The sequence below is a fragment of the Streptomyces sp. NPDC015345 genome, from assembly GCF_043078805.1.
In the GTDB taxonomy this organism is placed as follows: domain Bacteria; phylum Actinomycetota; class Actinomycetes; order Streptomycetales; family Streptomycetaceae; genus Streptomyces.
Genome location: NZ_JBIBTX010000001.1, coordinates 512,927 through 534,408, shown reverse-complemented (window position 1 = coordinate 534,408; position 21,482 = coordinate 512,927). Strand labels below are relative to the sequence as shown.

At 72.9% G+C, this 21,482-nt stretch carries 18 protein-coding genes; 9 read left to right on the top strand and 9 right to left on the bottom strand.

Annotated elements, in window-relative coordinates; translation table 11 throughout:
• Positions 1–549: 549 nt before the first annotated feature.
• From ACF062_RS02495 to ACF062_RS02485, 3 genes are all read left to right on the top strand, one after another.
• Complete coding sequence (locus tag ACF062_RS02495) at positions 550–1,911, top strand: glutamine synthetase family protein (RefSeq protein ID WP_030786766.1); 1,362 nt, start codon at positions 550–552, stop codon at positions 1,909–1,911.
• 344 nt (positions 1,912–2,255) lie between these two features.
• Positions 2,256–2,471, top strand: coding sequence for a hypothetical protein (locus tag ACF062_RS02490; protein ID WP_392134666.1), 216 nt, complete (start codon positions 2,256–2,258; stop codon positions 2,469–2,471).
• A gap of 12 nt (positions 2,472–2,483) precedes the next feature.
• The gene (locus ACF062_RS02485; RefSeq protein ID WP_392134663.1) at positions 2,484–3,230 is read left to right on the top strand and encodes a helix-turn-helix domain-containing protein; all 747 of its coding nucleotides are present in this window, start codon (positions 2,484–2,486) and stop codon (positions 3,228–3,230) included.
• A 27-nt stretch (positions 3,231–3,257) separates the two neighbouring features.
• Here ACF062_RS02485 and ACF062_RS02480 read toward each other — a convergent pair whose 3' ends face one another.
• A complete protein-coding gene (locus ACF062_RS02480; RefSeq protein ID WP_392134660.1) occupies positions 3,258–3,689 on the bottom strand; it encodes a VOC family protein in 432 nt (143 codons plus the stop codon).
• A 195-nt stretch (positions 3,690–3,884) separates the two neighbouring features.
• Here ACF062_RS02480 and ACF062_RS02475 point away from each other — a divergent pair, with 195 nt between their 5' ends.
• Together ACF062_RS02475 and ACF062_RS02470 are read left to right on the top strand one after the other, a co-directional pair.
• Entirely contained in the window at positions 3,885–6,896 is a 3,012-nt protein-coding gene (locus tag ACF062_RS02475) for a bifunctional [glutamine synthetase] adenylyltransferase/[glutamine synthetase]-adenylyl-L-tyrosine phosphorylase (protein ID WP_392134657.1), read from the top strand.
• Positions 6,897–6,969: 73 nt separating this feature from the next.
• Positions 6,970–7,686 (top strand): hypothetical protein, encoded by a 717-nt coding sequence (locus ACF062_RS02470; RefSeq protein ID WP_392134654.1) that lies wholly within the window; start codon positions 6,970–6,972, stop codon positions 7,684–7,686.
• Positions 7,687–7,798: 112 nt separating this feature from the next.
• Here ACF062_RS02470 and ACF062_RS02465 read toward each other — a convergent pair whose 3' ends face one another.
• Positions 7,799–8,431 carry a TetR/AcrR family transcriptional regulator gene (locus tag ACF062_RS02465; RefSeq protein ID WP_392134651.1) on the bottom strand — a complete coding sequence of 211 codons (633 nt, stop codon included), beginning with the start codon at positions 8,429–8,431 and terminating at the stop codon, positions 7,799–7,801.
• Positions 8,432–8,596: 165 nt separating this feature from the next.
• Here ACF062_RS02465 and ACF062_RS02460 point away from each other — a divergent pair, with 165 nt between their 5' ends.
• Entirely contained in the window at positions 8,597–10,090 is a 1,494-nt protein-coding gene (locus tag ACF062_RS02460; protein WP_392134648.1) for an APC family permease, read from the top strand.
• Between the two features lie 11 nt (positions 10,091–10,101).
• On the top strand, positions 10,102–11,685 hold the full coding sequence (locus ACF062_RS02455) for an amidohydrolase (protein WP_392134645.1): 1,584 nt from the start codon (positions 10,102–10,104) through the stop codon (positions 11,683–11,685).
• 127 nt (positions 11,686–11,812) lie between these two features.
• Here the strand turns inward: ACF062_RS02455 and ACF062_RS02450 are convergent, their stop codons facing one another.
• The 3 genes from ACF062_RS02450 to ACF062_RS02440 all read right to left on the bottom strand — a co-directional run bounded on the left by ACF062_RS02450 (position 11,813) and on the right by ACF062_RS02440 (position 15,451).
• Positions 11,813–12,643 carry a phosphatase PAP2 family protein gene (locus ACF062_RS02450; protein WP_392134642.1) on the bottom strand — a complete coding sequence of 277 codons (831 nt, stop codon included), beginning with the start codon at positions 12,641–12,643 and terminating at the stop codon, positions 11,813–11,815.
• 104 nt (positions 12,644–12,747) lie between these two features.
• Complete coding sequence (locus ACF062_RS02445; protein WP_392134640.1) at positions 12,748–13,773, bottom strand: LacI family DNA-binding transcriptional regulator; 1,026 nt, start codon at positions 13,771–13,773, stop codon at positions 12,748–12,750.
• Between the two features lie 25 nt (positions 13,774–13,798).
• Positions 13,799–15,451 (bottom strand): glycoside hydrolase family 13 protein, encoded by a 1,653-nt coding sequence (locus ACF062_RS02440; protein ID WP_392134637.1) that lies wholly within the window; start codon positions 15,449–15,451, stop codon positions 13,799–13,801.
• 457 nt (positions 15,452–15,908) lie between these two features.
• Between ACF062_RS02440 and ACF062_RS02435 the strand changes: the two genes are divergently transcribed.
• Positions 15,909–17,543: a SpoIIE family protein phosphatase gene (locus ACF062_RS02435; protein WP_392134634.1), complete on the top strand. Its 1,635-nt coding sequence runs from the start codon at positions 15,909–15,911 to the stop codon at positions 17,541–17,543.
• 171 nt (positions 17,544–17,714) lie between these two features.
• Here ACF062_RS02435 and ACF062_RS02430 read toward each other — a convergent pair whose 3' ends face one another.
• Positions 17,715–18,230 carry a GNAT family N-acetyltransferase gene (locus tag ACF062_RS02430; RefSeq protein WP_392134631.1) on the bottom strand — a complete coding sequence of 172 codons (516 nt, stop codon included), beginning with the start codon at positions 18,228–18,230 and terminating at the stop codon, positions 17,715–17,717.
• 49 nt (positions 18,231–18,279) lie between these two features.
• Between ACF062_RS02430 and ACF062_RS02425 the strand changes: the two genes are divergently transcribed.
• Entirely contained in the window at positions 18,280–18,639 is a 360-nt protein-coding gene (locus ACF062_RS02425) for a 5-carboxymethyl-2-hydroxymuconate Delta-isomerase (RefSeq protein WP_392136443.1), read from the top strand.
• On the opposite strand, the gene ACF062_RS02420 is transcribed toward ACF062_RS02425, so the two are convergent.
• The 3 genes from ACF062_RS02420 to ACF062_RS02410 are packed head-to-tail and all read right to left on the bottom strand — an operon-like array spanning position 18,615 to position 21,419.
• A complete protein-coding gene (locus ACF062_RS02420) occupies positions 18,615–19,370 on the bottom strand; it encodes a TetR/AcrR family transcriptional regulator (protein ID WP_392134628.1) in 756 nt (251 codons plus the stop codon). The two genes, ACF062_RS02425 and ACF062_RS02420, sit on opposite strands and share 25 nt — an antisense overlap.
• Positions 19,371–19,426: 56 nt before the next feature.
• Complete coding sequence (locus ACF062_RS02415) at positions 19,427–20,497, bottom strand: PDR/VanB family oxidoreductase (RefSeq protein ID WP_392134625.1); 1,071 nt, start codon at positions 20,495–20,497, stop codon at positions 19,427–19,429.
• 1 nt (position 20,498) lies between these two features.
• Entirely contained in the window at positions 20,499–21,419 is a 921-nt protein-coding gene (locus ACF062_RS02410; RefSeq protein ID WP_392134623.1) for a metal-dependent hydrolase, read from the bottom strand.
• Positions 21,420–21,482 lie beyond the last annotated feature (63 nt).

Genomic DNA, 21,482 nt, shown 5'->3' with positions numbered 1-21,482 from the left:
GGTGTGTCCGCCCGGAGCACAGTGGTGCAGCGCCGAGCTCCGAAGCAGCGAGGCGCCGACGCCAAGATAGCGAGGACGGACACACCGCCGCGGCCCCGCCCCTCGACGAACTGAGGACGCGTCCGGGGACCCGTCGGACCGGGAGCCGCGTACGGGCCCCGCCCCTCGACGAGCCGAGGACGCGTCCGGGGACCCGTCGGACCGGGAGCCGCGTACGGCCCCCGCCCCTCGACGAACCGAGGACGCGGCCGGAGACCCCCGCCGGACCGGGAGCCGCGTACGGACCCCGCCCCCGACGAACAGGAAGCCGCGCACTAGCCTGCGCCCGGTTCACGGCTCGGCGCCGCCGGCGGCCCGTGGCGGCCCGCCGTTACAGAGCGACCGATCAGCAGGCACTATGGGCACAGAGCGGCACGCGGCACGGCTCGGCGCCCGGCGGCACGGGTCCGCAACGCGTTCGAAACCGGGTAGTGGGATGCTCGTGTGCCCGAGGTGTCACATGACGCGGGAGCAGGCGGCCTGACCAGCAAGGATGGGTGGAATCGGAAGATGGACAAGCAGCAGGAATTCGTGCTCCGTACGCTGGAGGAGCGCGACATCCGGTTCGTACGCCTGTGGTTCACGGATGTCCTCGGCTTCCTGAAGTCGGTGGCCGTGGCCCCGGCCGAGCTGGAGCAGGCCTTCGACGAGGGCATCGGCTTCGACGGCTCGGCGATCGAGGGTTTCGCCCGGGTGTACGAGTCGGACATGATCGCCAAGCCGGACCCGTCGACGTTCCAGGTGCTGCCCTGGCGCGCGGAGGCGCCCGGCACCGCCCGCATGTTCTGCGACATCCTGATGCCGGACGGCTCCCCGTCCTTCGCCGACCCGCGCTACGTACTCAAGCGCGCCCTCGCCAAGACCTCCGACCTCGGCTTCACCTTCTACACCCACCCCGAGATCGAGTTCTTCCTGCTCAAGGACAAGCCGCTGGACGGCTCGCGGCCGACGCCCGCCGACAACTCCGGCTACTTCGACCACACCCCGCAGAACGTGGGCATGGACTTCCGCCGCCAGGCCATCACGATGCTCGAATCCATGGGCATCTCGGTCGAGTTCAGCCACCACGAGGGCGCCCCCGGCCAGCAGGAGATCGACCTGCGGTACGCGGACGCGCTCTCCACGGCCGACAACATCATGACGTTCCGCCTGGTCATGAAGCAGGTCGCGCTGGAGCAGGGCGTCCAGGCCACCTTCATGCCCAAGCCGTTCTCCGAGCACCCCGGCTCGGGCATGCACACGCACCTGTCCCTCTTCGAGGGCGACCGCAACGCGTTCTACGAGTCGGGCGCCGAGTACCAGCTCTCCAAGGTCGGCCGCTCCTTCATCGCGGGCCTGCTGCGGCACGCCGCGGAGATCTCGGCGGTCACCAACCAGTGGGTGAACTCCTACAAGCGCATCTGGGGCGGCTCCGAGCGCACGGCGGGCGCGGGCGGCGAGGCCCCCTCGTACATCTGCTGGGGCCACAACAACCGCTCCGCGCTGATCCGCGTGCCCATGTACAAGCCGGGCAAGACCGGCTCGGCGCGCGTCGAGGTCCGCTCGATCGACTCGGGCGCCAACCCCTACCTGACGTACGCGGTGCTGCTCGCCGCCGGGCTCAAGGGCATCGAGGAGGGCTACGAACTCCCGCCGGGCGCCGACGACGACGTGTGGGCGCTCTCGGATGCCGAGCGCCGCGCGATGGGGATCGAGCCGCTGCCGCAGAACCTGGGCGAGGCGATCGCGCTCATGGAGAAGTCGGAGCTGGTCGCCGAGACGCTGGGCGAGCATGTCTACGACTTCTTCCTGCGGAACAAGAAGCAGGAGTGGGAGGAGTACCGCAGCGAGGTCACGGCCTTCGAGCTGCGGAAGAACCTGCCGGTTCTCTGAGGCCGGAGCCGTTGCCGGAAGGTTCCCGAGGTCCGGGTTCCCGGGCGGGGTACCAATTTTTCTGGTCACGGTGGGCACGGGATGCATCAACCGCCCTCGCCACGCGGCACGAACGTTCGGGAACTCTCCGTACGCGCAGGTGAAACAGTGTCGGTGAGGTATGCCGATCGCGGCTGACCCCACCGGCAGTCGTACGAGTGGGGCGGGGGTGCATCAACCCCGCGAGGGCCTCGGGATCCGGTGCCACCATGTTGCCGACGGGCGCTCGCCGGCGCCCTGTCGGACAACCGTCCGTGGCTGAACCGGGCAGGAAACCCGGGCACTTCGAGATCCAGAGGTACCTCATGCACTCACATCGGCGTCCGCCGTGCGTCGCGCCCAAGCCCGCTGTCCGTCCGGACGGCCAGCGGGCCGTCATCGTCATCGTGGTCCTGGTACTCGGCGCCGCGCTGGCGCTCACCGGAATGCCCGTCATCGTGGTGGCCGAAGTCCTGGCGACCTGCGGTCTGATCGGCGCTCATCTGGCCCGACGCGCTCCGGTCGCGCCCGAAGGACTGTGACCGGGGCCGGCCGTGGCACGTCCGGAGCAGCCCATCTCCACCTCCGACCCGGGCCTGGAGGAGCTCGCCGAGTGGCTGCGCAGGCAGCGCCGGGCGGCAGCGCTGACCCATCGGGAAATGGCGCAGCGGTGCGGGCACGCCTTCTCCGCCACCACCTTCTCCCGTGCCGCCAGCGGGCGCCGGATTCCCCGGCTGCCGGTCGTGGAGGCGTATGCCCGGGTCTGTGGGGCCCCGGCCGGTGAGGCGCGGCGGCTGTGGCAGGCCGCTCGCTACGCCGAGTACCGGCGGAGGAATCCCGGGGCCGGTGTGCCCAGGCCGGACCAGATCTACAGGCGGGACGACCTGATCCATGCGCTGCGCGAGCTCTACCACAGGGCAGGGGCGATGCCCGTCGACGAGATGGAACGCCGGGCCGGTCGCCACGGTGAGCTGCCGCACAGCACGGTGCTGCGGATGCTGGCGGGCAGGTCCATGCTCGACCTCGCGCAGCTCACGGCCTTCTTGCGGGTGTGCGCGGTGACCGACGGCGTGGAGGTGGAGCGGTGGCGCGGTGCCTGGCGCCGCGCCCGGCGACGTAAGGACATGGAACGCCAGGGGAACCGTCTGGCGCGCATGCACGAAGCGTCGGCGCGCAGCCGCCGAAGCGCCCGCGACAAGGACGCGGCCACCGCCGGGGGCGGCTCCGCGACCCACCCCCGGTTTCTCCCTCTCCCGCACGCCGCCCTCGCGGGGTCGTGGCAGCAGCGCACGGTCCCGTAGGGAGCGCGCACGCCGCCCCCGCACCGCTCAACCGGAGGTGATCGCCTCCCGCAGCGGTGTGGCCGCGCGGACCCGGTACTCCTGGATCGCCCAGCCGTTGCCGTCCGGGTCCTTGAAGTACATGAACGTGCCGCCGTCCTGCGGCGCGTGCTGCACCGGCTCCGTGACGTCCAGGCCGCGCGCGGTCAGCTCCGCGTGTGCCGCCTTCGCGTCGGCCACGCACAGCTGCATGCCCTGGTAGGAGCCGGGCGCCGGTGCCGGGCCGTCCATCGACTCCCAGAGCGTGTCGGACAGGGCGATGGAGCAGCCCGAGCCCGGCGGGGTCAGCTGGACGATGCGCAGGCCCGGCGCGACCTCGGCGTCGATGTCGACGTGGAAACCCAGCTTGTCGCGGTAGAACTCCTTGGCCCGGTCGATGTCGCTGACCGGCAGCGGGATCACTTCGAGTGTGTATTCCATGGCCGCAGTACATCAGGGGCCCCGGCCCCTGTGAGCGTTCCGCCGCGATGTCCGTCACGCGAAGCGCCACCGCTGGCTGAACGGTTCCGGCGCTTCTTCGACCGTCCTCCGCGAGGGCGGGCCGCGCACGTGCGCCCAGCGCGCCGGTCAGGCCGTAGGCTCACCCTGAGGAGTGATCGAACGGAGGCGCGGACCATGACGCTGCCGCAAGGGCGCAGAAGCAGTACGTTCACGCGGCTGCTGCGGCACGGTTTCACGGATCCGTCCGCGGCGGAACGGCTCCTGGACGCCCCGGAGCTGAGCGCCGTCCGTTCCGACCCGCTGCTCCTGGACGCGCTGGGCGCCACCGCCGACCCCGACCTGGCGCTGCTCGGGCTCGTACGTCTCGTGGAGGCGCAGGAGGACGAGGCCGGCCGGCGGGAACTGCTCGACACCCTCGTCACCGCCAAGCCGCTGCGCGACCGCCTGCTCGGGGTGATGGGCGCCTCCGAGGCGCTCGCCGACCACCTCGCCCGTCACCCCCGGGACTGGCGGGCCCTCGCCACCTACGAGTCGGCCGACCTGCACCCCGGCGTGGCCGACTTCGAGCGCGGGCTCGCCGACGCCACCGACCCGGTCTCGCTGCGGGTCGCCTACCGCCGCTGCCTGCTGGCGATCGCGGCCCGTGACGTGTGCGGCACCACCGACGTGGCCGAGGCCGCGGCCGAGCTCGCGGACCTCGCGACGGCGACGCTGCGCGCGGCGCTCGCCATGGCCTGCGCGGCGGCCCCCGGCGACGCCGCGCAGTGCAGGCTCGCGGTCATCGCGATGGGCAAGTGCGGCGGCCACGAGCTGAACTACGTCTCCGACGTCGACGTCATCTTCGTCGCCGAGCCCACTGAAGGCGGGGCGAGCGTGGCGGGCGCCGACGAGGGCAAGGCGCTGCGCGCCGCGACACGCCTCGCCTCGCACATGATGCGGATCTGCTCCGAGACGAACGTCGAGGGCACCATCTGGCCCGTCGACGCCAACCTCCGCCCCGAGGGCAGGAACGGCCCGCTGGTGCGGACCCTCTCCAGCCACCTCGCCTACTACCAGCGGTGGGCGAAGACGTGGGAGTTCCAGGCGCTGCTCAAGGCCCGCCCGGTCGCGGGCGACCTGGCGCTCGGCGAGGAGTACGTCGCCACCCTCGCGCCGCTGGTCTGGCACGCCGCCGAGCGCGAGAACTTCGTGCCGGACGTGCAGAAGATGCGCCGCAGGGTCGTCGAGAACATCCCGGCGGGGGAGGTCGAGCGGGAGCTGAAGCTCGGCCCCGGCGGGCTGCGGGACGTCGAGTTCGCCGTCCAGATGCTCCAGCTGGTGCACGGCCGCAGCGACCCCTCGATCCGCAGCGGGTCGACGCTCGTCGCCCTGGACGCGCTCGGCGCGGGCGGCTACGTCGGGCGGGTGGACGCCGCCCAGCTCGACGACGCGTACCGCTTCCTGCGCTCCCTGGAGCACCGCATCCAGCTGTACAAGCTGCGCCGCACGCACCTGGTGCCCGAGGACGACGCGGACCTGCGGCGCATCGGCCGCTCCCTCGGGATGCGCACGGAGCCGATCACCGAGCTGCACCGCGCGTGGAAGCGGCACACCTCCGTCGTACGCCGCCTGCACGAGAAGCTGTTCTACCGCCCGCTGCTCGACGCGGTCGCCCAACTCGCCCCCGGTGAGGCGCGGTTGAGTACGGAGGCGGCCCGCGAGCGGCTGGTCGCGCTCGGCTACGCGGACCCGAGCGGCGCCCTGCGCCACCTGGAGGCGCTCGCCTCGGGCGTCTCCCGCAAGGCGGCCATCCAGCGCACGCTGCTGCCCGTCCTGCTCGGCTGGTTCGCGGACTCCGCGGACCCGGACGCGGGCCTGCTGAACTTCCGCCAGGTCTCCGACGCGCTCGGCAAGACCCCCTGGTACCTGCGGCTGCTGCGCGACGAGGGGGCGGCGGCGGAGAACCTCGCCCGCGTCCTGTCCGCCGGCCGCCTCGCCCCCGACCTGCTGCTGCGCGCCCCAGAGGCGGTCGCCCTCCTCGGCGACCAGCGGGGCCTGGTGCCGCGCGGCCGCGCCCACCTGGAGCAGGAGATCCTGGCGGCGGTGCGCCGCGCCGACGGCGCCGAGCAGGCCGTGACGGCGGCGCGCGGGGTGCGCCGCCGGGAGCTGTTCCGTACCGCTGCGGGGGACATCATCGGCTCGTACGGCACGGAGGAGAGCCCCGCCGAGGCCGACCCCGGCGCGCTGGTGGACCGGGTGGGCGACGCGATCTCCGACCTGACCGCCGCCACCATCGCGGGCACGCTGCGCGCGGTGGTCCGCGACGGCTGGGGCGACACGCTCCCGACCCGCTTCGCGGTCATCGGCATGGGCCGCTTCGGCGGCCACGAGCTGGCCTACGGCTCGGACGCGGACGTCCTGTTCGTGCACGAGCCGCGCGAGGGCGCCGACGAGCAGGAGGCGGCGAAGGCGGCGGCGAAGGTGGTCGCGGAGATGCGCCGCCTCCTCCAACTCCCCTCCGCTGACCCTCCATTGCTCATCGACGCCGACCTGCGCCCGGAGGGCAGGAGCGGCCCGCTGGTGCGCACACTTGGGTCGTACGAGGCCTACTACCGCCGCTGGTCCCTCGTATGGGAGTCCCAGGCGCTGCTGCGTGCCGAACCGGTCGCGGGCGACGAGGAGCTGGGCCGTGCCTTCATCGACCTGATCTCCCCGCTGCGCTACCCCGCGGAGGGCCTCGGCGAGGACGCGGTCCGTGAGATCCGCCGCCTGAAGGCCCGCATGGAGAGCGAGCGGATGCCGCGCGGCGCCGATCCCACCCTCCACGCCAAGCTGGGCCGCGGCGGCCTCTCCGACGTCGAATGGACCGTCCAGCTCCTCCAGTTGCGGCACGGCTGGGCCGAGCCGGGCCTGCGCACGACCCGCACCCGTGAGGCCCTGGCCGCCGCCTGCGCCGCGGGCCTGATCCCGGCCGAGGACGCGGCGACCCTGGACGAGGCCTGGGTGCTCGCGACGCGCGTACGCAACGCGGTGATGCTGGTGCGCGGCCGCGCGGGCGACACGTTCCCCTCCGGGGGCCGTGAACTGGCCGCGGTGGGCCGCTACTTGGGCTATGACGCGGGCCATGTCGGCGACATGCTGGACGACTACCGGCGGATCACGAGGCGGGCGCGAGCGGTGGTGGAGGAGAGGTTCTACGGGGCTTAGCGGCGCTTCGTCAGCCCGTGATTCTTCCTGCGGTTCCGGGTCCGGTCCTGAGCCGCGCCGATACGCTGGGCGGGTGATCCGGCGGTACTTCGAAGGTCTCAGCCGCTTCGAGGCGGCGTTCGTGGTGGCCGTTGCGTGCCTCGCGGCCGTGGGGATCGGCCGAGCGTTCTGGCCGGGCCCCGATGGCGGCGGCCCCGCTCCCCGCCCCGCGGCAGCGGTCAAGAAGCTGCCGGTCGTGGTTGATTCGGCCGAACCGGAGCTCATTGGCACCGACTTGGGACGGTCGGCGATGGGCCTGCCGCCGCCGCCCGGTTCTGACGCCTCGCTCACCGAGAAGGTGTTGGACGAGATACGGGAGAAGACCCTCGGCATGGCGGGCATCCGCGCCCAGGTCGGTGCGAGGTGTGAGGGCGACGAGGTCACGGTGAAGAAGGGGGAGTGGACGGTGTGCACCGCCACCTACCGAGGCGTGAAGCTGGCCTGGGAGGTGTTGGTCGAGGATGTCACCGGCGGAGGAGCCTGGACCGTCCAGTTCATCGATTACCACGTCTTTCCTCCTGACTCGGGAGTACTGCTGGCCAAGGCGGTCCAGGGCCGGTTCTGGGATCAGTACCGCAAGGACGCGAAGGAACTGCGCTGCGACAAGATGCCGCCCCTCAAGAGAGTCGCGCTCGGCGCCGACACCGGGTACCGGTGCCAGTACCTGGACGTGGAGGGTGACGCGCCGCGCTGGGTGAACGCGAAGGTCTTCCTCGAAGAGTTCGGTCCCGTTTTCCGAGAGGTCGAGTGACGAGAGGCCGGTGCTGGGCAGGTCTGCTCGGCAGGGCTCGCTTTTCCTGCCGGTGCCCGCGTCACATCCCGCCCCGGGGCCGGCAGGTCCATCAACGCCGGCCCTCGCCCGGCTACTGACCGCCGCCCGGCTCGTCGTACGCCGCCAGCATGGCCCCCGCCTGCGCCAGAAACCCCGCCAGCGCCAGCTCGAAGGCCCGGTCCGCGCGGCCCGGGGGGACCGCGTCCAGCGCTCGCGCCAGCGCGGGCGTCGCCGATGTGTCCGTCAGCTCCCACATCGCCTCGGGCGCCGCGAGGTCGAGCGCCGAGCCGAGCACCATGTTCTCCAGGGCGATGATCAGCGGCATGACGTCCGCCAGGGCGAAACCGGCGGCCAGGAGCAGCGTCACCGCCCGCTCGTACTGCCGGAGCACCCGCGGTGCCCGCACCGGTGACGTCATCAGGAGGGGGATCGCCCGGGGGTGGGCCGCGAAGGCCGCGCGGTAGGAGGCGGCCCAGGCGGCGAGGGAGGCGTCCCAGGGGCGGCCGGGGTCGAGCGTGGCGGAGTCGATCGCCTCGGCCACCCGTTCCCGCAGCAGCTCGACGATGCCGTCGCGGCCGTCCACATGGTGGTACACCGAGCCCGTCTGCACGCCGAGCCGCTTGGCGATCTTCGGCACGCTGAAGTCGCCGTCGCTGTCGACGAGTTCCAGCGCGGTCGTCGTGATGCGCTCCCGGTCCAGGAGTGGTGTGCGCGGCCGGCCCATGGTCCCGATCTCTCCGTCTCGCGGTGAAGTCTTCCCGAACTGCCCAGGGTGAGGCTACATTGCCGAAACCGAAAGCCTTTAGGTTTCTGGCTCCCGCCTCCTGCCCGGCGTCCGGCACCCCGCCGTGCGCCGCGCGTCCGCCCGCCGCAGAAGGGCTGCTTCGCCATGCCTGCCACCAGCACCGCGGAGAGATCCGCGCCCACGCTCCGCACCGGCTCCCTCGGCACCGCCGACATCACCTTCTTCGTCGTCTCCGCCGCGGCCCCGCTCACCGTGATGGCGGGCGTCGCCCCGGTCGCCCTCACGCTCGGCGGCATCGGCGCCCCCGTCGGCTACCTCCTCGCCGGCGTCACCCTCACCGTCTTCGCCGTCGGGTTCACCACGATGAGCCGGCACGTCCGCGGCGGCGGCGCCTTCTACGCGTACATCACCCGCGGCCTCGGCCGCCCCGCCGGGATCGCCGCCGCGCTCCTCGCCATGCTCGGCTACAACGGCATGGAGATCGGCGTCTACGGCCTGCTCGGCACCGCCACCCAGGACACGGCGCACGCCCTCTTCGGCGCCGACATCCCCTGGCTCCCCGTCTCCCTCGCGGGCCTGCTGCTCATCTGGTACGGCGGCTTCCGCTCCATCGACTTCGGCGCGAGACTCCTCGGCGTCCTGCTCGTCGCCGAGACCGGCATCCTCGTACTGCTCGCGGGCGGCGTGCTCGTGAAGGGCGGCGCCGACGGGCTCAGCCTCGCGGGCCTCGCGCCGGGCAACGTCCTCGTCCCCGGCACCGCGGCCGTCCTGGCCTGCGCCTTCGCCGCGTTCACCGGCTTCGAGTCCACCGTCATCTACCGCCGCGAAGCACGCGACCCCGACCGGACCGTGCCGCGCGCCACCTACATCGCCGTCGCGTTCCTCGGCCTCTTCTACGCCTTCGTCGTCTGGACCGTCATCCAGGCCTTCGGCGACGAGCAGGTCGTGAAGGCCGCGAGCAACGACCCCGCCGGGCTCTTCTTCTCCGCCATCACCACCTACGTCGGCGCCTGGGCCGCCGACCTCATGCACGTCCTCATCGTCACCAGCGTCCTCGCCTCCCTGCTCGCCTTCCACAACGCCATCAACCGCTACGGCCTCGCCCTCGCCGAAGAGGGCGTCCTGCCCAAGGCCCTCGGCCGCGTCCACCCGCGCCACCGCTCGCCGTACGTCGCGGGCGCCGCCCAGACCGTGCTCGGCGCGGCCGTCGTCCTCGCCTTCGCCGCGGCCGGAGCCGACCCGTACCAACAGCTCCTGCTGTGGGTCAACACGCCAGGCATGATCGGCCTGTTGACGCTCCAGCTGTTCGCCGCCGTCGCCGTGCCCTGCTACTTCCGCCGGGCCGGCCACCAGGAGGGCGTCCTGCGCACCGTCGTCGCCCCGGTCGTGGCGACGGTCCTGCTCGGCGCGGCCCTCGTCCTCGTCGTCACGCACGTCGACCTCTTCACCGGAGCCTCGCCCCTGGTGAACACCCTCCTCGTCTCCCTCGTCCCCGCCGTCCTCGTCCTCGGCGTCGCGCTCGCGTGGCGGCTGCGCCGCAGCCGCCCCGAGGTCTACGCGAACTTCGCCGCGGAACCGCCCCCGGAACCCTCCGAGCGGCCCGCCGCTTCCCTCACCACGACCAGCCCCACCGCCTAGGAGCAGCCACCGTGCCCACCGCCGACCTCATCCTCACCGGCGCCCGCATCCGCACCCTCGACCCCGGCCGGCCGCACGCCACCGCGCTCGCCGTCCGCGACGGGGTGATCACCGCCGTCGCCGACACCGATGACGGCGTACGTGACCGGCGAGGGCCCGGCACCGAGGTGATCGACCTCGCGGGGGCGTCTCTCGTGCCCGGCCTCGTCGACTCCCACAGTCACCCCGTGTGGGGCCTGGAGATGGCCACGGGGTTCGATCTGTCCGCCGTACGCGATCTCGACGGGCTCCGGGCCGCGCTGCGCGGGGCCGAGCGGACCGGGGGGTGGGTCGTCGCCTGGGGGCTCGACCACAACGCCTTCGGCGGGCGGGCCGTCGACCGCGCGCTCATCGAGGACGTGCTCGACGGCGCGCCCGCCTTCATCCGCCTCTACGACGGCCACTCCGCCCTGGTCAGCGGCGCCGCCCTGCGCGCGGCCGGCATCGAGGGTCCGAGGGAGTTCGTGCAGCGCTCCACCGTCGTGTGCGACGCGGACGGGCGGCCCACCGGGCACCTGATCGAGCATGCCGCGATGGATCTCGTCCAGTCCGTGCTGCCGCGGCCCTCCTTCGCCGAGCGCCGCGACCGCCTCGTGGAACTGCTGTCCGCCATGGCGGCCACCGGCCTGACCGGCGCGCACGTCATGGACATGGGCGGCGGGGACGTACCGCAGCTGCTCGCGGCCGTCGAGGAGGCGGGCGACCTGCCGCTGCGGCTGCGGCTCGCCCCCTGGTGCATGCCCGGTGTGGGCGCGGAGGGCATCGAGGAGATCATCGCCCTCCAGGCCGAGGCGGGGCGGCTGTGGCAGGTCGGCGGCGCCAAGTTCTTCATGGACGGCACGGTCGAGGGCGGCACGGCCTGGCTGGAGCACGCGGACTGCCACGGCCAGGGCACCGACGCCTTCTGGCCGGACCCGGAGGCGTACGCGGACGCCGTGCGGCGCCTGCACGCGGCCGGGGTGCGCACCGCCACGCACGCCATCGGGGACGCGGCCGTGCGGCACGTCCTCGACACCGTGGCGTCACTGGGCGACGGCGGGCGCCTCGCGCACCGGATCGAGCACATCGAGACCGTGCCGGACGACACGGTCCCGCGCTTCGCCGAGCTGGGCGTCATCGCCTCGATGCAGCCGCCGCACACCGCGTACACCCGGGCCGACCACAGCGACGAGTGGTCCAAGCGGCTCGGCGACGAGCGGGCCGCCCGGGCCTGGCGCATGCGGAACCTGCGGGACGCCGGGGCGTACGTGGCGCTCGGCTCCGACTGGCCGATCGCCCACTACGACGTACGTGAGGTCCTGGCCACCGCCCGCAGTCCGCGCGGGGCGGCTTCGCGGGCGCCGGGGCTCACGGGGCTCATGGCGCTGGAGGGCTGCACGACGCACGCGGCCGTCGCCGCGGGGGAGGGGGGAGTGGCGGGGCGGATCGCCCCCGGGTGCCGGGCGGATCTCACGGCGTTCGGGCTCGATCCGGTGGTGGCGCCGGCCGATGAGGTGGCGGCGGCGCCGGTGTTCCTCACGGTGGTGGGAGGGCGGGTCGCTCACCGCGGGGTTTGAGTGGGCCCCCTTCGCCTGCGGCGGGCCCCCGCTTGGGCGTCTGCCGTGGGCTGCGGGGTGGCGGGTGCGGGTCGGTTGTGGTTGCTCGCGCGGTTCCCCGCGCCCCTGACGGGGCGCAGCCCCGGTGCTACACCTCGCGTGGTAGCGCGGGCGGCAGCGCGCCGTACCAGAGGCGGGTGACCGCGAGGCCGAAGGCCAGGCAGATCATGCCGCCCACCGCGTCCAGCCAGAAGTGGTTGGCCGTGGCCACGATCACCACGAGCGTCACCACGGGGTAGAGCAGGCCGAGCACCTTGGCCCACGGCACCGACGCCAGGGCGAAGATCGTCAGGCCGCACCACAGGGACCAGCCGATGTGCATCGACGGCATCGCCGCGTACTGGTTCGACATGTTCTTCAGGTCACCGGAGGCCATCGAGCCCCACGTGTGGTGCACCAGGACCGTGTCGATGAAGGTGGTGCCGTTCATCAGGCGCGGCGGCGCCAGCGGATAGAGGTAGTAGCCGACCAGGGCCACCGCCGTCGTCGCGAAGAGGACGAGGCGCGTGGCCGCGTACCGCCCGGGATGCTTGCGGAAGAGCCAGACCAGTACGCCGAGCGTCACCACGAAGTGCAGCGTCGCGTAGTAGTAGTTCATGCCGACGATGAGCCATGTCACCGAGTCCACGGCGTGGTTGACGCCCCGCTCGACGGCGATCCCGAGGTCGTGCTCGACCCGCCAGATCCAGTCGGCGTTGCGCAGCGCCTGAGCCTTCTGCTCCGGCACGGCGTTGCGGATCAGTGAGTACGTCCAGTAACTCACCGCGATCAGCAGGATCTCGAACCACAGCCGGGGACGGCGGGGGGTCCGCAGACGACGCAGGAGATTCCGCCCATTGCGGTCATCTTCCTCGCCCGCGATGGGTGATGCGGTGGGCGCCTGCCGGCCCTCAAGTGTTGTCACGATCGTCTCACCCATAGGCACAGAGTCTGCCAGATCCCCGTCCTCCGACCGATCATCCCCTGGTCGGGTCCGGACCGCATTCTCTCCGTCGGAAGTACGAGGCCGCTGCCCGAAGAACCCTAGGGGCGCCTGGGGGCCGAAGCGGTTGAACCGCGAACCACCAGCTCCGGCATGAAGACGAACTCGCTGTGCGGGGCGGGGGTCCCGCCGATCTCCTCCAGGAGTGTACGCACCGCCGCCTGCCCCATCGCCGGCACCGGCTTGCGCACCGTGGTCAGCGGTGGATCGGTGAACGCGATCAGCGGCGAATCGTCGAAGCCGACCACCGAGACGTCGTCCGGCACCTCCAGGCCGCGCCGACGCGCCGCCCGTATCGCACCGAGCGCCATCATGTCGCCGGCACACGCGATCGCCGTGCAGCCGCGGTCCATCAGCGCCGCGGCCGCCGCCTGGCCGCCCTCCAGGGTGTAGAGGGAGTGCTGGACGAGGTCCGCCTCGATCTCCTCCGGGGCCAGGCCCAGCTGATCGCGCATCGAGCGCACGAAGCCCTCGATCTTCCGCTGGACCGGCACGAACCGCCTGGGGCCGAGGGCCAGTCCCACGCGCGTATGACCGAGCGAGACGAGGTGCGTCACCGCGAGCCGCATCGCCGCGCGGTCGTCCGGCGAGATGAACGGCGCCCGCACCTCGGGCGAGAAGCCGTCCACGAGGACGAACGGCACGTCCCGCGCCCGCAACCGCTCGTAGCGCCGCATGTCGGCGGAGGTGTCCGCGTGCAGCCCCGAGACGAAGATGATGCCGGCCACCCCGCGGTCCACCAGCATCTCGGTCAGCTCGTCCTCGGTGGAGCCGCCGGGGGTCTGGGTGGCGAGGACCGGTGTGTACCCCTGGCGGGTCAGGGCCTGCCCGATGACCTGCGCGAGCGCGGGGAAGATGGGGTTCTCCAGCTCCGGCGTGATCAGTCCGACCAGGCCCGCGCTGCGCCGGCGCAGCCGCACCGGGCGTTCGTAGCCGAGGACGTCGAGCGCGGCGAGCACGGACTGACGGGTGGCCGCCGCGACGCCCGGCCTGCCGTTGAGCACGCGGCTCACCGTCGCTTCGCTGACCCCCGCCTGGGCTGCGATGTCGGCTAGCCGTGCGGTCACAGGAGGGGACTGTACCGGTCGCGTCTCAGGCTGCCCACCAGAGCGTCGAATCGGCCGGCAGGACGGTCTCGTCGGCGCCCGGCGTCACGTCCGCGCTCGCCAGGAGCAGGTCGCCGGGTGTCGGCAGCGTGACGGGGGAGGCGGTGAGGTTCACCGCGCAGACGAACGCGCGCGTCGCACACGTGCGGCGGAAGGCGAGCACACCCTCGGGGGCATCCAGCCACTCCACACCGCGGCCCGCGCCCAGCGCCGGGTGCTCACGGCGCACGGCGAGCGCGGAACGGTAGAACTCCAGCGTCGACGTGGGGTCACCGGTCTGCGCCGCCACCGACAGGTCCCGCCAGGACTCCGGCTGCGGCAGCCAGCTCGGACCGCCCTCGGCCGGACCGAAGCCGAACGGCGCGCGCTCACCGGACCACGGCAGCGGCACCCGGCAGCCGTCACGCGTGCCGTCCTGCCCGGCGGAGCGGAAGAACGCCGGGTCCTGGCGCACCTCGTCCGGCAGATCGGTGACCTCGGGCAGGCCGAGCTCCTCGCCCTGGTAGATGTACGCGGAGCCGGGCAGCGCCAGCATCAGCAGCGTCGCCGCCCGGGCCCGGCGCAGGCCGCGGGCCTCGTCGCCGCCGGCGAAGCGCGTGGAGTGGCGTACGACGTCGTGGTTGGAGAGCACCCAGGTGGCGGGCGCGTCCACGGAGTTCATCGCGGCGAGGGAGCGTCCGATGACGTCGCGCAGCGCCCGCGCGTCCCAATCGGTCGTCAGGTACTCGAAGTTGAACGCCTGGTGCAGCTCGTCGGGGCGCAGGTACAGGGCGCTGCGCTCGACGGTCGGGGTCCACGCCTCGGCGACGGCGATGCGCTCGGTGCCGTCCTCGCGCGTGTACTCGTCGAGGATCTTGCGCCAGTCGCGGTAGATCTCGTGCACGCCGTCCTGGTCGAAGTACGGCACGGCCTGGCTGCCGAGCAGCTTGACCTGCTCCTCGTGGCCGGTGTCCGGCAGGCCCCGCGCCTTGACCAGGCCGTGCGCGACGTCGATGCGGAAGCCGTCGATGCCGAGGTCGAGCCAGAAGCGCAGGATGGAGCGGAACTCGTCCTTGACGGCCGGGTGGTCCCAGTTGAAGTCGGGCTGCTCCGGCGCGAAGAGGTGCAGGTACCAGGAGCCGTCCTCGACGCGGGTCCAGGCGGGTCCGCCGAAGACGGACTCCCAGTCGTTCGGCGGCAGTTCGCCGTCGGTGCCCTTGCCGGGCCGGAAGTGGAAGCGGTCCCGCAGCGGCGAGCCGGGGCCCTCGCGCAGCGCCTGCTTGAACCACTCGTGCTGGTCGGAGCAGTGGTTGGGCACGAGGTCGACGATGACGCGCAGGCCCAGCGAGTGGGCTTCCCGTACGAGGTCGTCGACGTCCGTGAGGGTGCCGAACATGGGGTCCACCGCGCGGTAGTCCGCCACGTCGTAACCGGCGTCGGCCTGCGGCGAGGCGTAGAAGGGGGAGAGCCAGACGGCGTCCACCCCCAGGTCGCGCAGGTGCGGCAGGCGTGCCGTGATGCCGGGCAGGTCGCCCATGCCGTCGCCGTTCCCGTCGGCGAAGCTGCGCGGGTAGACCTGGTAGATGACCGCGTCGCGCCACCACTCCCGGCTCGGCACGGAGTCGGTGTGGGCGGGCGCGGCGGTGACGTGCTGGGTCATGAAGTCCCTCATGGGTGCGGGGGGTTGTCGGCTCGGGGGTGGGGTGCGTCGGGAGGTGGTGGCGAAGGTGCGGGTAGGTGGCTGCGCCGAAGTGGTCGCTCACTTTGGTGAACGCCTCGCGGAACGCGAAGGTCACGAGGGCGTCCGCCCCGCCGGTGGCCGCGGAGTCTTCGGCGTCCCCCGACGCCACCCCGCAGGCCGGGCCACAGCGGCCCCGGATCCTCGCCGGGCAGGCCCAAGAACTGCACCACGTCAAGGTGAGGGGCGCAGATTCTATCGTCAAGTACTCCCTCGACGAGAGAGGTTCGGGGATCTTCACCGTTCCCGGTAGGACCGTCGCCGCCCACTCCCGGAGCACACGGCGGAACGCTAACTTGGACGAGCGGGACTGTCCTCAGACCGGGCGGGCACCCCGCCCCACCGACCAGCCCATCGACCTGCCCCAAAGGGGCCCCGCTTGAGCGCCAACGGCAAGGCAGACACCACGATCCTGGTGGTCGACGACGTCGCCGCCAGTCGATACGCGCTGGGCGCGGTCCTGCGCAGGGACGGCCACCGTGTCATCCTCGTCGCCAGCGCGGCCGAAGCCCTCGCCGAACTCGACGCGCGTCACCGCATGGGCGAACTCCCCGACGTGGCGCTCGTCGACGTGGGCCTGCCCGACATGAGCGGCTTCGAGCTCTGCCGCCGCATCAAGGAGGCCCCGCAGACCGCCGCCCTGCCCATCGTGCACTTCTCGGCGGCCCGCGTCGCCCCCGCCGACCGCTGCCGCGGCCTCGACGCGGGCGGCGAGGCCTATCTGACGGTGCCCGCCGAACCGGAGGAGATCCAGGCCGTGGTCCGGGCCGTCGCCCGCGGCGCCCGCCACCGCAGCGACGCCGAGGCCGAGGCCGGGCACCTCACGCGGCTCGCCGAGACCATCCTCGCCGTCCAGTCGGCCCGCTGCCCGCGCGAACTGGCCGACGCCGCGGCCGCGGGCACCGACCGCCTCACCAGGAGCCCCGCCGCCGCGTTCATCCTCGGCGGCGACGGCGCGGTGCACCGGGGCCTGTCCCGGCGCAGGGCCTGCGCCTCGCTGCCCGACGACGGCGCGCAAGAAGCGGTGGCCCGCCTCGTCCTGCGGATCATGTCGGGCCACGTCGGCGTGCGCAGCACCGTCGCCCCCGCCCCGCTGTGGCCGCCCGGCTTCTTCCAGGCCGAGGCGGTCAGCGGCACCGGACCGCCCGACGGGGCCCGGCTCGCCCTGGCCCGCAGCCGCGAGGGCAGCGCACCCGTCTGCCTCGCCACACCCGCCTACGCCCAGCACCCCGACCCCGACACCGAGCGTCTCGTGGGGCGGCTCGCCCATGCCACCGCGCTCGCCGCGGAGCGACTGCTCATGTACGAGATGGAACGCCACATCGCCCTCACCCTCCAGCGCAGCTTCCTGCCGACGCACGTGCCCCAGGTACCCGGCACGGAAGTCGTCGTCCGCTACGAACCCGCCTCCAGCGACACGGAGATCGGCGGCGACTTCTACGCCGCGCTGCCCACCTCGGGCGGCGTCCTCACCGCCATCGGCGACGTGGTCGGGCACTCCCTGGACGCCGCCACCGTGATGGTCGAGATCCGGCACGCCCTGCGCGCCTACTGCGTCGAGGAATCCGACCCCCGGGAGCTCGCCCACCGCCTGGACAACATGCTCCAGCGCTACCACCCCGACGTGACGGCCACCCTCTGCCTGGCCCTCGTCGACCCCGCCACCGGACGCACCCGCGTCGCCAACGCCGGGCACATCCCGCCGCTCGTCGTCAGCGACACCGGCTCCGCCACGTACCTGCGGGCCTACGGTCCGCTCCTCGGCCTCGGCCTGGACAGACCGGCCCCCACCGAGACGGTCCTTGGCCCCACCGACCGGCTCCTCATGGTCACCGACGGCCTCATCGAGACGCGCGGCACCGACCTCGCGGTCTCCATGCAGCACCTGCGCACCGTCGCCGCCGACGCACCACTCGGCGTCGCCGATCTGTGCGACACCCTGCTCGCCTGCTTCGGCCACGACCGGGACGACGACATCGCCCTGCTCGCCCTGCGCCTGACCGGCGACCGCTAGGGCCTGTCTGACAATTCCCGCCTGCCTCGCGACGCCATGCACGCACTCTCGCCGCACCGGGCGCAGAGCCAAGTACATCCAGTACGAGGCCCTACGCCCGGCACGCCGAGAGCACGCACCTGACGCCGCGAGGCCGCCCTCCGGGCGACGACGGGAATTGTCAGACAGGCCCTAGACCAGGCGCTTCTCCATCAGCGTCACGCCGTATGTGCTCCCGTCGGCGGCCACCTTCCCCGCCAGCTCACCGACGGCCGTGTAACCGGCCCCCTCGTAGTACGTACGCAGCCGGGGGTTGGCCGACACGCAGTCCAGCCGGCACAGCTCGCGCCCCGCCTCGGCGATCCGCCGCTCCGCCCGCGCGAGCATCGCCCTGCCGGACCCGGGCCGCGCCCCGCGCCGCACCATCAGCCGGTGCACATAGCCCGCGTCCGGCGCCCGCACACCCCAGGCCGCCTCGTCGTCCCACCACAGCTCGTACGCCCCGACGACCTCGGCCCCTTCCTCGGCGAGCCACACCTCCTCCACCCCGGAGTCGATCAGCCGCCGGAAGTGCCGCGCGTCCTTGTCGCCCGGCTTCCACTGGTCGATGCCGCGCTCCAGCATCCAGCGGGCCGCGCCGTCGTAGAGGCCGGTGAGGGTCGCCGTGTCGGCCTTGTCCGCCCTGCGGAACGTCAGTTGCGCCGTCATGGCGATCACCGTAAAGGTGGGCGTCACCAACGGACCTACAGGGGTGGCCATGCCGCAGATCACCGTCGACTACTCCGAGCAGCTCGCCGGGGACTTCGACCGCAGGGGCTTCGCGCTGGCCCTGCACCCGCTGCTCGTCGAGGTCGCGGGCGCCGCCGCCGACGCCTGCAAGACCCGGTTCGTACGGACCGAGGAGAGCGTGGTGGGCGACAGGACCGGCGGCGACGGCATCGTCCACGTCATGATCGGGCTGCTGCCCGGGCGCTCCGCGCGGACCAAGGCCGAAGTGACCGAGGGCGCGCTGGACCTCGTGCGGCGGTACGTGAAGCCCGCGGCCGGCGTCACCCTGCACGCGTCGGCCGAGATCCGGGACCTGGATGACTCCTACCGCAAGTCGTCGGCGGCCTGAGGGGCCAGCGCGAGGAGGCGGCCGACGAGATCGGCGAACGGGCCGTCGGCCGGTTCCTCGGCGAGGATGCCGCGCAGCAGCGCCGCCATCTCCTCGTCGTAGGCGGCGCTCACCGCGGTCAGCGCCGCGAAGTCGTGCACCAGCTGCAGTTCCAGCTCCGCACGCGGCACGCGCCGCCCGTCCAGCCAGAGCAGCGCCGTGGACTCGGCCAGCGAGATCCAGGACCGCACGACGAGTTCAAGGCGGGCGGACGGCCCGGTGACCTTGAGGTGCGCGAGAATCTGGTCGTACGCGGCCTGGCGCACCGAGTCGATCAGTGCGTTCGTCGTGGACGCCGATGCCGATGCCGTCCCCGGGCGCACCGCGCAGCCGCCGCCCGCGGAGACCGCGGGACCGCCCCGCATCAGCGCGGAGAAGCCGGGCCCGTGCTCGTCGACGAAGGAGAGGAAGCGCCCCGTCACGCGCAGCAGCCGCGCCCCGAGCGGCCCCTCGTGCGGCTCAACGAACCGCTCGGCCAGCTCCTCGGCCGCGCGGCGCAACGCCGCCTCGTACAGGCTGAGTTTGCCGGGGAAGTAGTGGTAGACCAGCGGGCGCGAGATGCCCGCGGCCGCCGCTATCTCGTCGATGGAGACGTCGTCGGGCGAGCGGTGGCTGAACAGGTCGAGCGCGACCCCGATCAGCTGCTGCCGCCGCTCCTCGACACCCATCCTGCGGCGCACCCCGGTAGTCATACGAACACCTTACCGAGCGGAACCGGCCCTCCGGCGGTCCGGTCCCGCCCGGTGCCTCACAGGTCGAGCACGAGCCGCTCACCGCGCGCACGCGAGACGCAGATGAGCATCGAGCCGGCCCGCTCGCCGTCCGCCAGCAGCTCGTCCCGGTGGTCGATCTCCCCTTCCAGGACGCGCTGTTGGCAGGTCCCGCAGAACCCCTGCTCGCAGGAGTACGGCGTGTCCGGCAGCGCGGTGCGGACCGCGGCGAGCACCGTGCCGTCCGCGGCGACCGCCACCGTGCGCCCGCTGCGCCGCAGTTCGACCTCGAAGGCGGTGTCGCCCTCGGTGCGGGTGCGCGGCGAGAACCGCTCCAGGTGCAGCGAGCACCCAGGCGGCAGCGCGGCGCCGACCGCCTCCATCAGGGCCTCGGGCCCGCATACGTGGACGGCGGCGCCCTCGGGCGTTCCGCTCAGGAAGGCGGCCACGTCCGGCAGTCCGTCCTCGTCCTCCGCGACGACGGTGACCCGTCCGCGCCCCGCCCCGCCGAGCTTCTCGACCTCTTCCAGGAACGGCATCGAGGCGCGCGACCGCCCGCCGTAGAGCAGCCGCCACGGCGCCCCCGAGGCCCGCACGGCCCGCAGCATCGGCAGGATCGGCGTGATCCCGATGCCGCCGGCGACGAAGACGTACGACGTGGCGTCGGCGAGCGGGAAGCGGTTGCGCGGCCCCCGCACCTCGACCTCGTCGCCCTCCCGCAGCCGCTCGTGCACCTCGCGCGAGCCGCCCCTGCCGCCCTGCTCGGCGCCGATCAGCCGGATCGCGACGGTGTACGAGGAGGAGTCCTCGGCGTCGCCGCAGAGCGAGTACTGCCGTACGAGCCCCGACGGCAGCACCAGGTCGAGATGGGCGCCCGGCTGCCAGGGCGGCAAGGCGGCTCCTTCCAGGCGCAGTTGGACGACGCCGTCGGCCACGCGCTCGTGCCGTGCGACGCGCAGCCGCAGCGCGCGGGAGCGCGGCCGCCCGGAGACCGGCTCCGCAAGGGCGGGCAGCGGCCACAGCGGGGAGGCGGCGATCCGGCGGCGCAGGGCCCGCCGGGCGAGCAGGGCCGTCCCGGCGGCGAGGGCGAGGGCGGGGAGGCGGGCCATGTCAGACGTCCCCCTGCCCGGCGGCGGCCTTCTCGGCGGCGGTGGCGGCCGGTGAGGAGGCGAGGTAGGCCACGGCCTGTGCCGTGCTGCCCTCCTGGGAGGGGTGGTAGCCGCGGCTCAGGTAGCGGGGGATGGAGCGGACCATGGCTCCGGTGGTCGGCAGCGTGCCCGCGCGTCCGCTGCGGTGGAAGTCCTTGAAGCTCGCCCTGCCGTCGACGAGCGTCGGGTCGTTCTCCATGAAGAACCGCGTCCCGCGCTGCCAGAGGAAGACCAGCGCGGTGAAGGCGGTCGCCCACGTCCGCACGCGGCGGCGATAGCCGCCGTCGACGTGCAGGAAGAGGTCGAAGGCCACGGAGCGGTGCTCGACCTCCTCGGCGCCGTGCCAGCGCAGCAGGTCCAGCATGGTCGGGTCGGCGCCCCTGCGGTCCAGCTCATCGGCGCCCAGGACCCAGTCGCCGAGGAAGGCGGTGTAGTGCTCGATGGCCGCGATCATCGCCACGCGCTCCATCAGCCACCACTTGCGCGCTTTGCCCGGCGGCAGTGTGCGGTCGCCGAGCAGCTTCTCGAAGAGCCAGTCGACCTGCGCGGTGTACGGCGTCGGGTCGAGCCCCTGCGCCTTGAGGTACGGCAGGACCTCGTCGTGGGCCTGCGAGTGCATGGCCTCCTGGCCGATGAACCCGATGACGTCCTTCCGTAGCCGCTCGTCCCGTATGTAGGGCAGGACCTGCTTGTAGACGTGCACGAACCAGCGTTCACCGGCGGGCAGCAGCAGATGCAGCACGTTGATGGTGTGCGTGGTGAACGGGTCGCCCGGGAGCCAGTGGAGCGGGGTGTTCTCCCAGGAGAAGGAGACGTTGCGTGCCTTGAGCGGTATGTGCTCGGACGCGACGGGCGTGGGCACCCGGCTCTGCGTATTAGACATGTCGTCAATGTACTGACGGGTAGACGGGTGGTACAGGGGTCGGCGGCCGGAAGTTCACCGCCT

Bases quoted from the DNA above. Each gene is read 5' to 3' on its own strand.
- ACF062_RS02415 (WP_392134625.1), bottom strand. From the start codon at position 20,497: ATGGCCCGCCTCCCCGCCCTCGCCCTCGCCGCCGGGACGGCCCTGCTC.
- ACF062_RS02490 (WP_392134666.1), top strand. From the start codon at position 2,256: ATGCACTCACATCGGCGTCCGCCGTGCGTCGCGCCCAAGCCCGCTGTC.
- ACF062_RS02430 (WP_392134631.1), bottom strand. From the start codon at position 18,230: ATGACGGCGCAACTGACGTTCCGCAGGGCGGACAAGGCCGACACGGCG.
- ACF062_RS02475 (WP_392134657.1), top strand. From the start codon at position 3,885: ATGACGCTGCCGCAAGGGCGCAGAAGCAGTACGTTCACGCGGCTGCTG.
- ACF062_RS02480 (WP_392134660.1), bottom strand. From the start codon at position 3,689: ATGGAATACACACTCGAAGTGATCCCGCTGCCGGTCAGCGACATCGAC.
- ACF062_RS02460 (WP_392134648.1), top strand. From the start codon at position 8,597: ATGCCTGCCACCAGCACCGCGGAGAGATCCGCGCCCACGCTCCGCACC.
- ACF062_RS02425 (WP_392136443.1), top strand. From the start codon at position 18,280: ATGCCGCAGATCACCGTCGACTACTCCGAGCAGCTCGCCGGGGACTTC.
- ACF062_RS02450 (WP_392134642.1), bottom strand. From the start codon at position 12,643: ATGGGTGAGACGATCGTGACAACACTTGAGGGCCGGCAGGCGCCCACC.
- ACF062_RS02440 (WP_392134637.1), bottom strand. From the start codon at position 15,451: ATGACCCAGCACGTCACCGCCGCGCCCGCCCACACCGACTCCGTGCCG.
- ACF062_RS02420 (WP_392134628.1), bottom strand. From the start codon at position 19,370: ATGACTACCGGGGTGCGCCGCAGGATGGGTGTCGAGGAGCGGCGGCAG.
- ACF062_RS02465 (WP_392134651.1), bottom strand. From the start codon at position 8,431: ATGGGCCGGCCGCGCACACCACTCCTGGACCGGGAGCGCATCACGACG.
- ACF062_RS02410 (WP_392134623.1), bottom strand. From the start codon at position 21,419: ATGTCTAATACGCAGAGCCGGGTGCCCACGCCCGTCGCGTCCGAGCAC.
- ACF062_RS02495 (WP_030786766.1), top strand. From the start codon at position 550: ATGGACAAGCAGCAGGAATTCGTGCTCCGTACGCTGGAGGAGCGCGAC.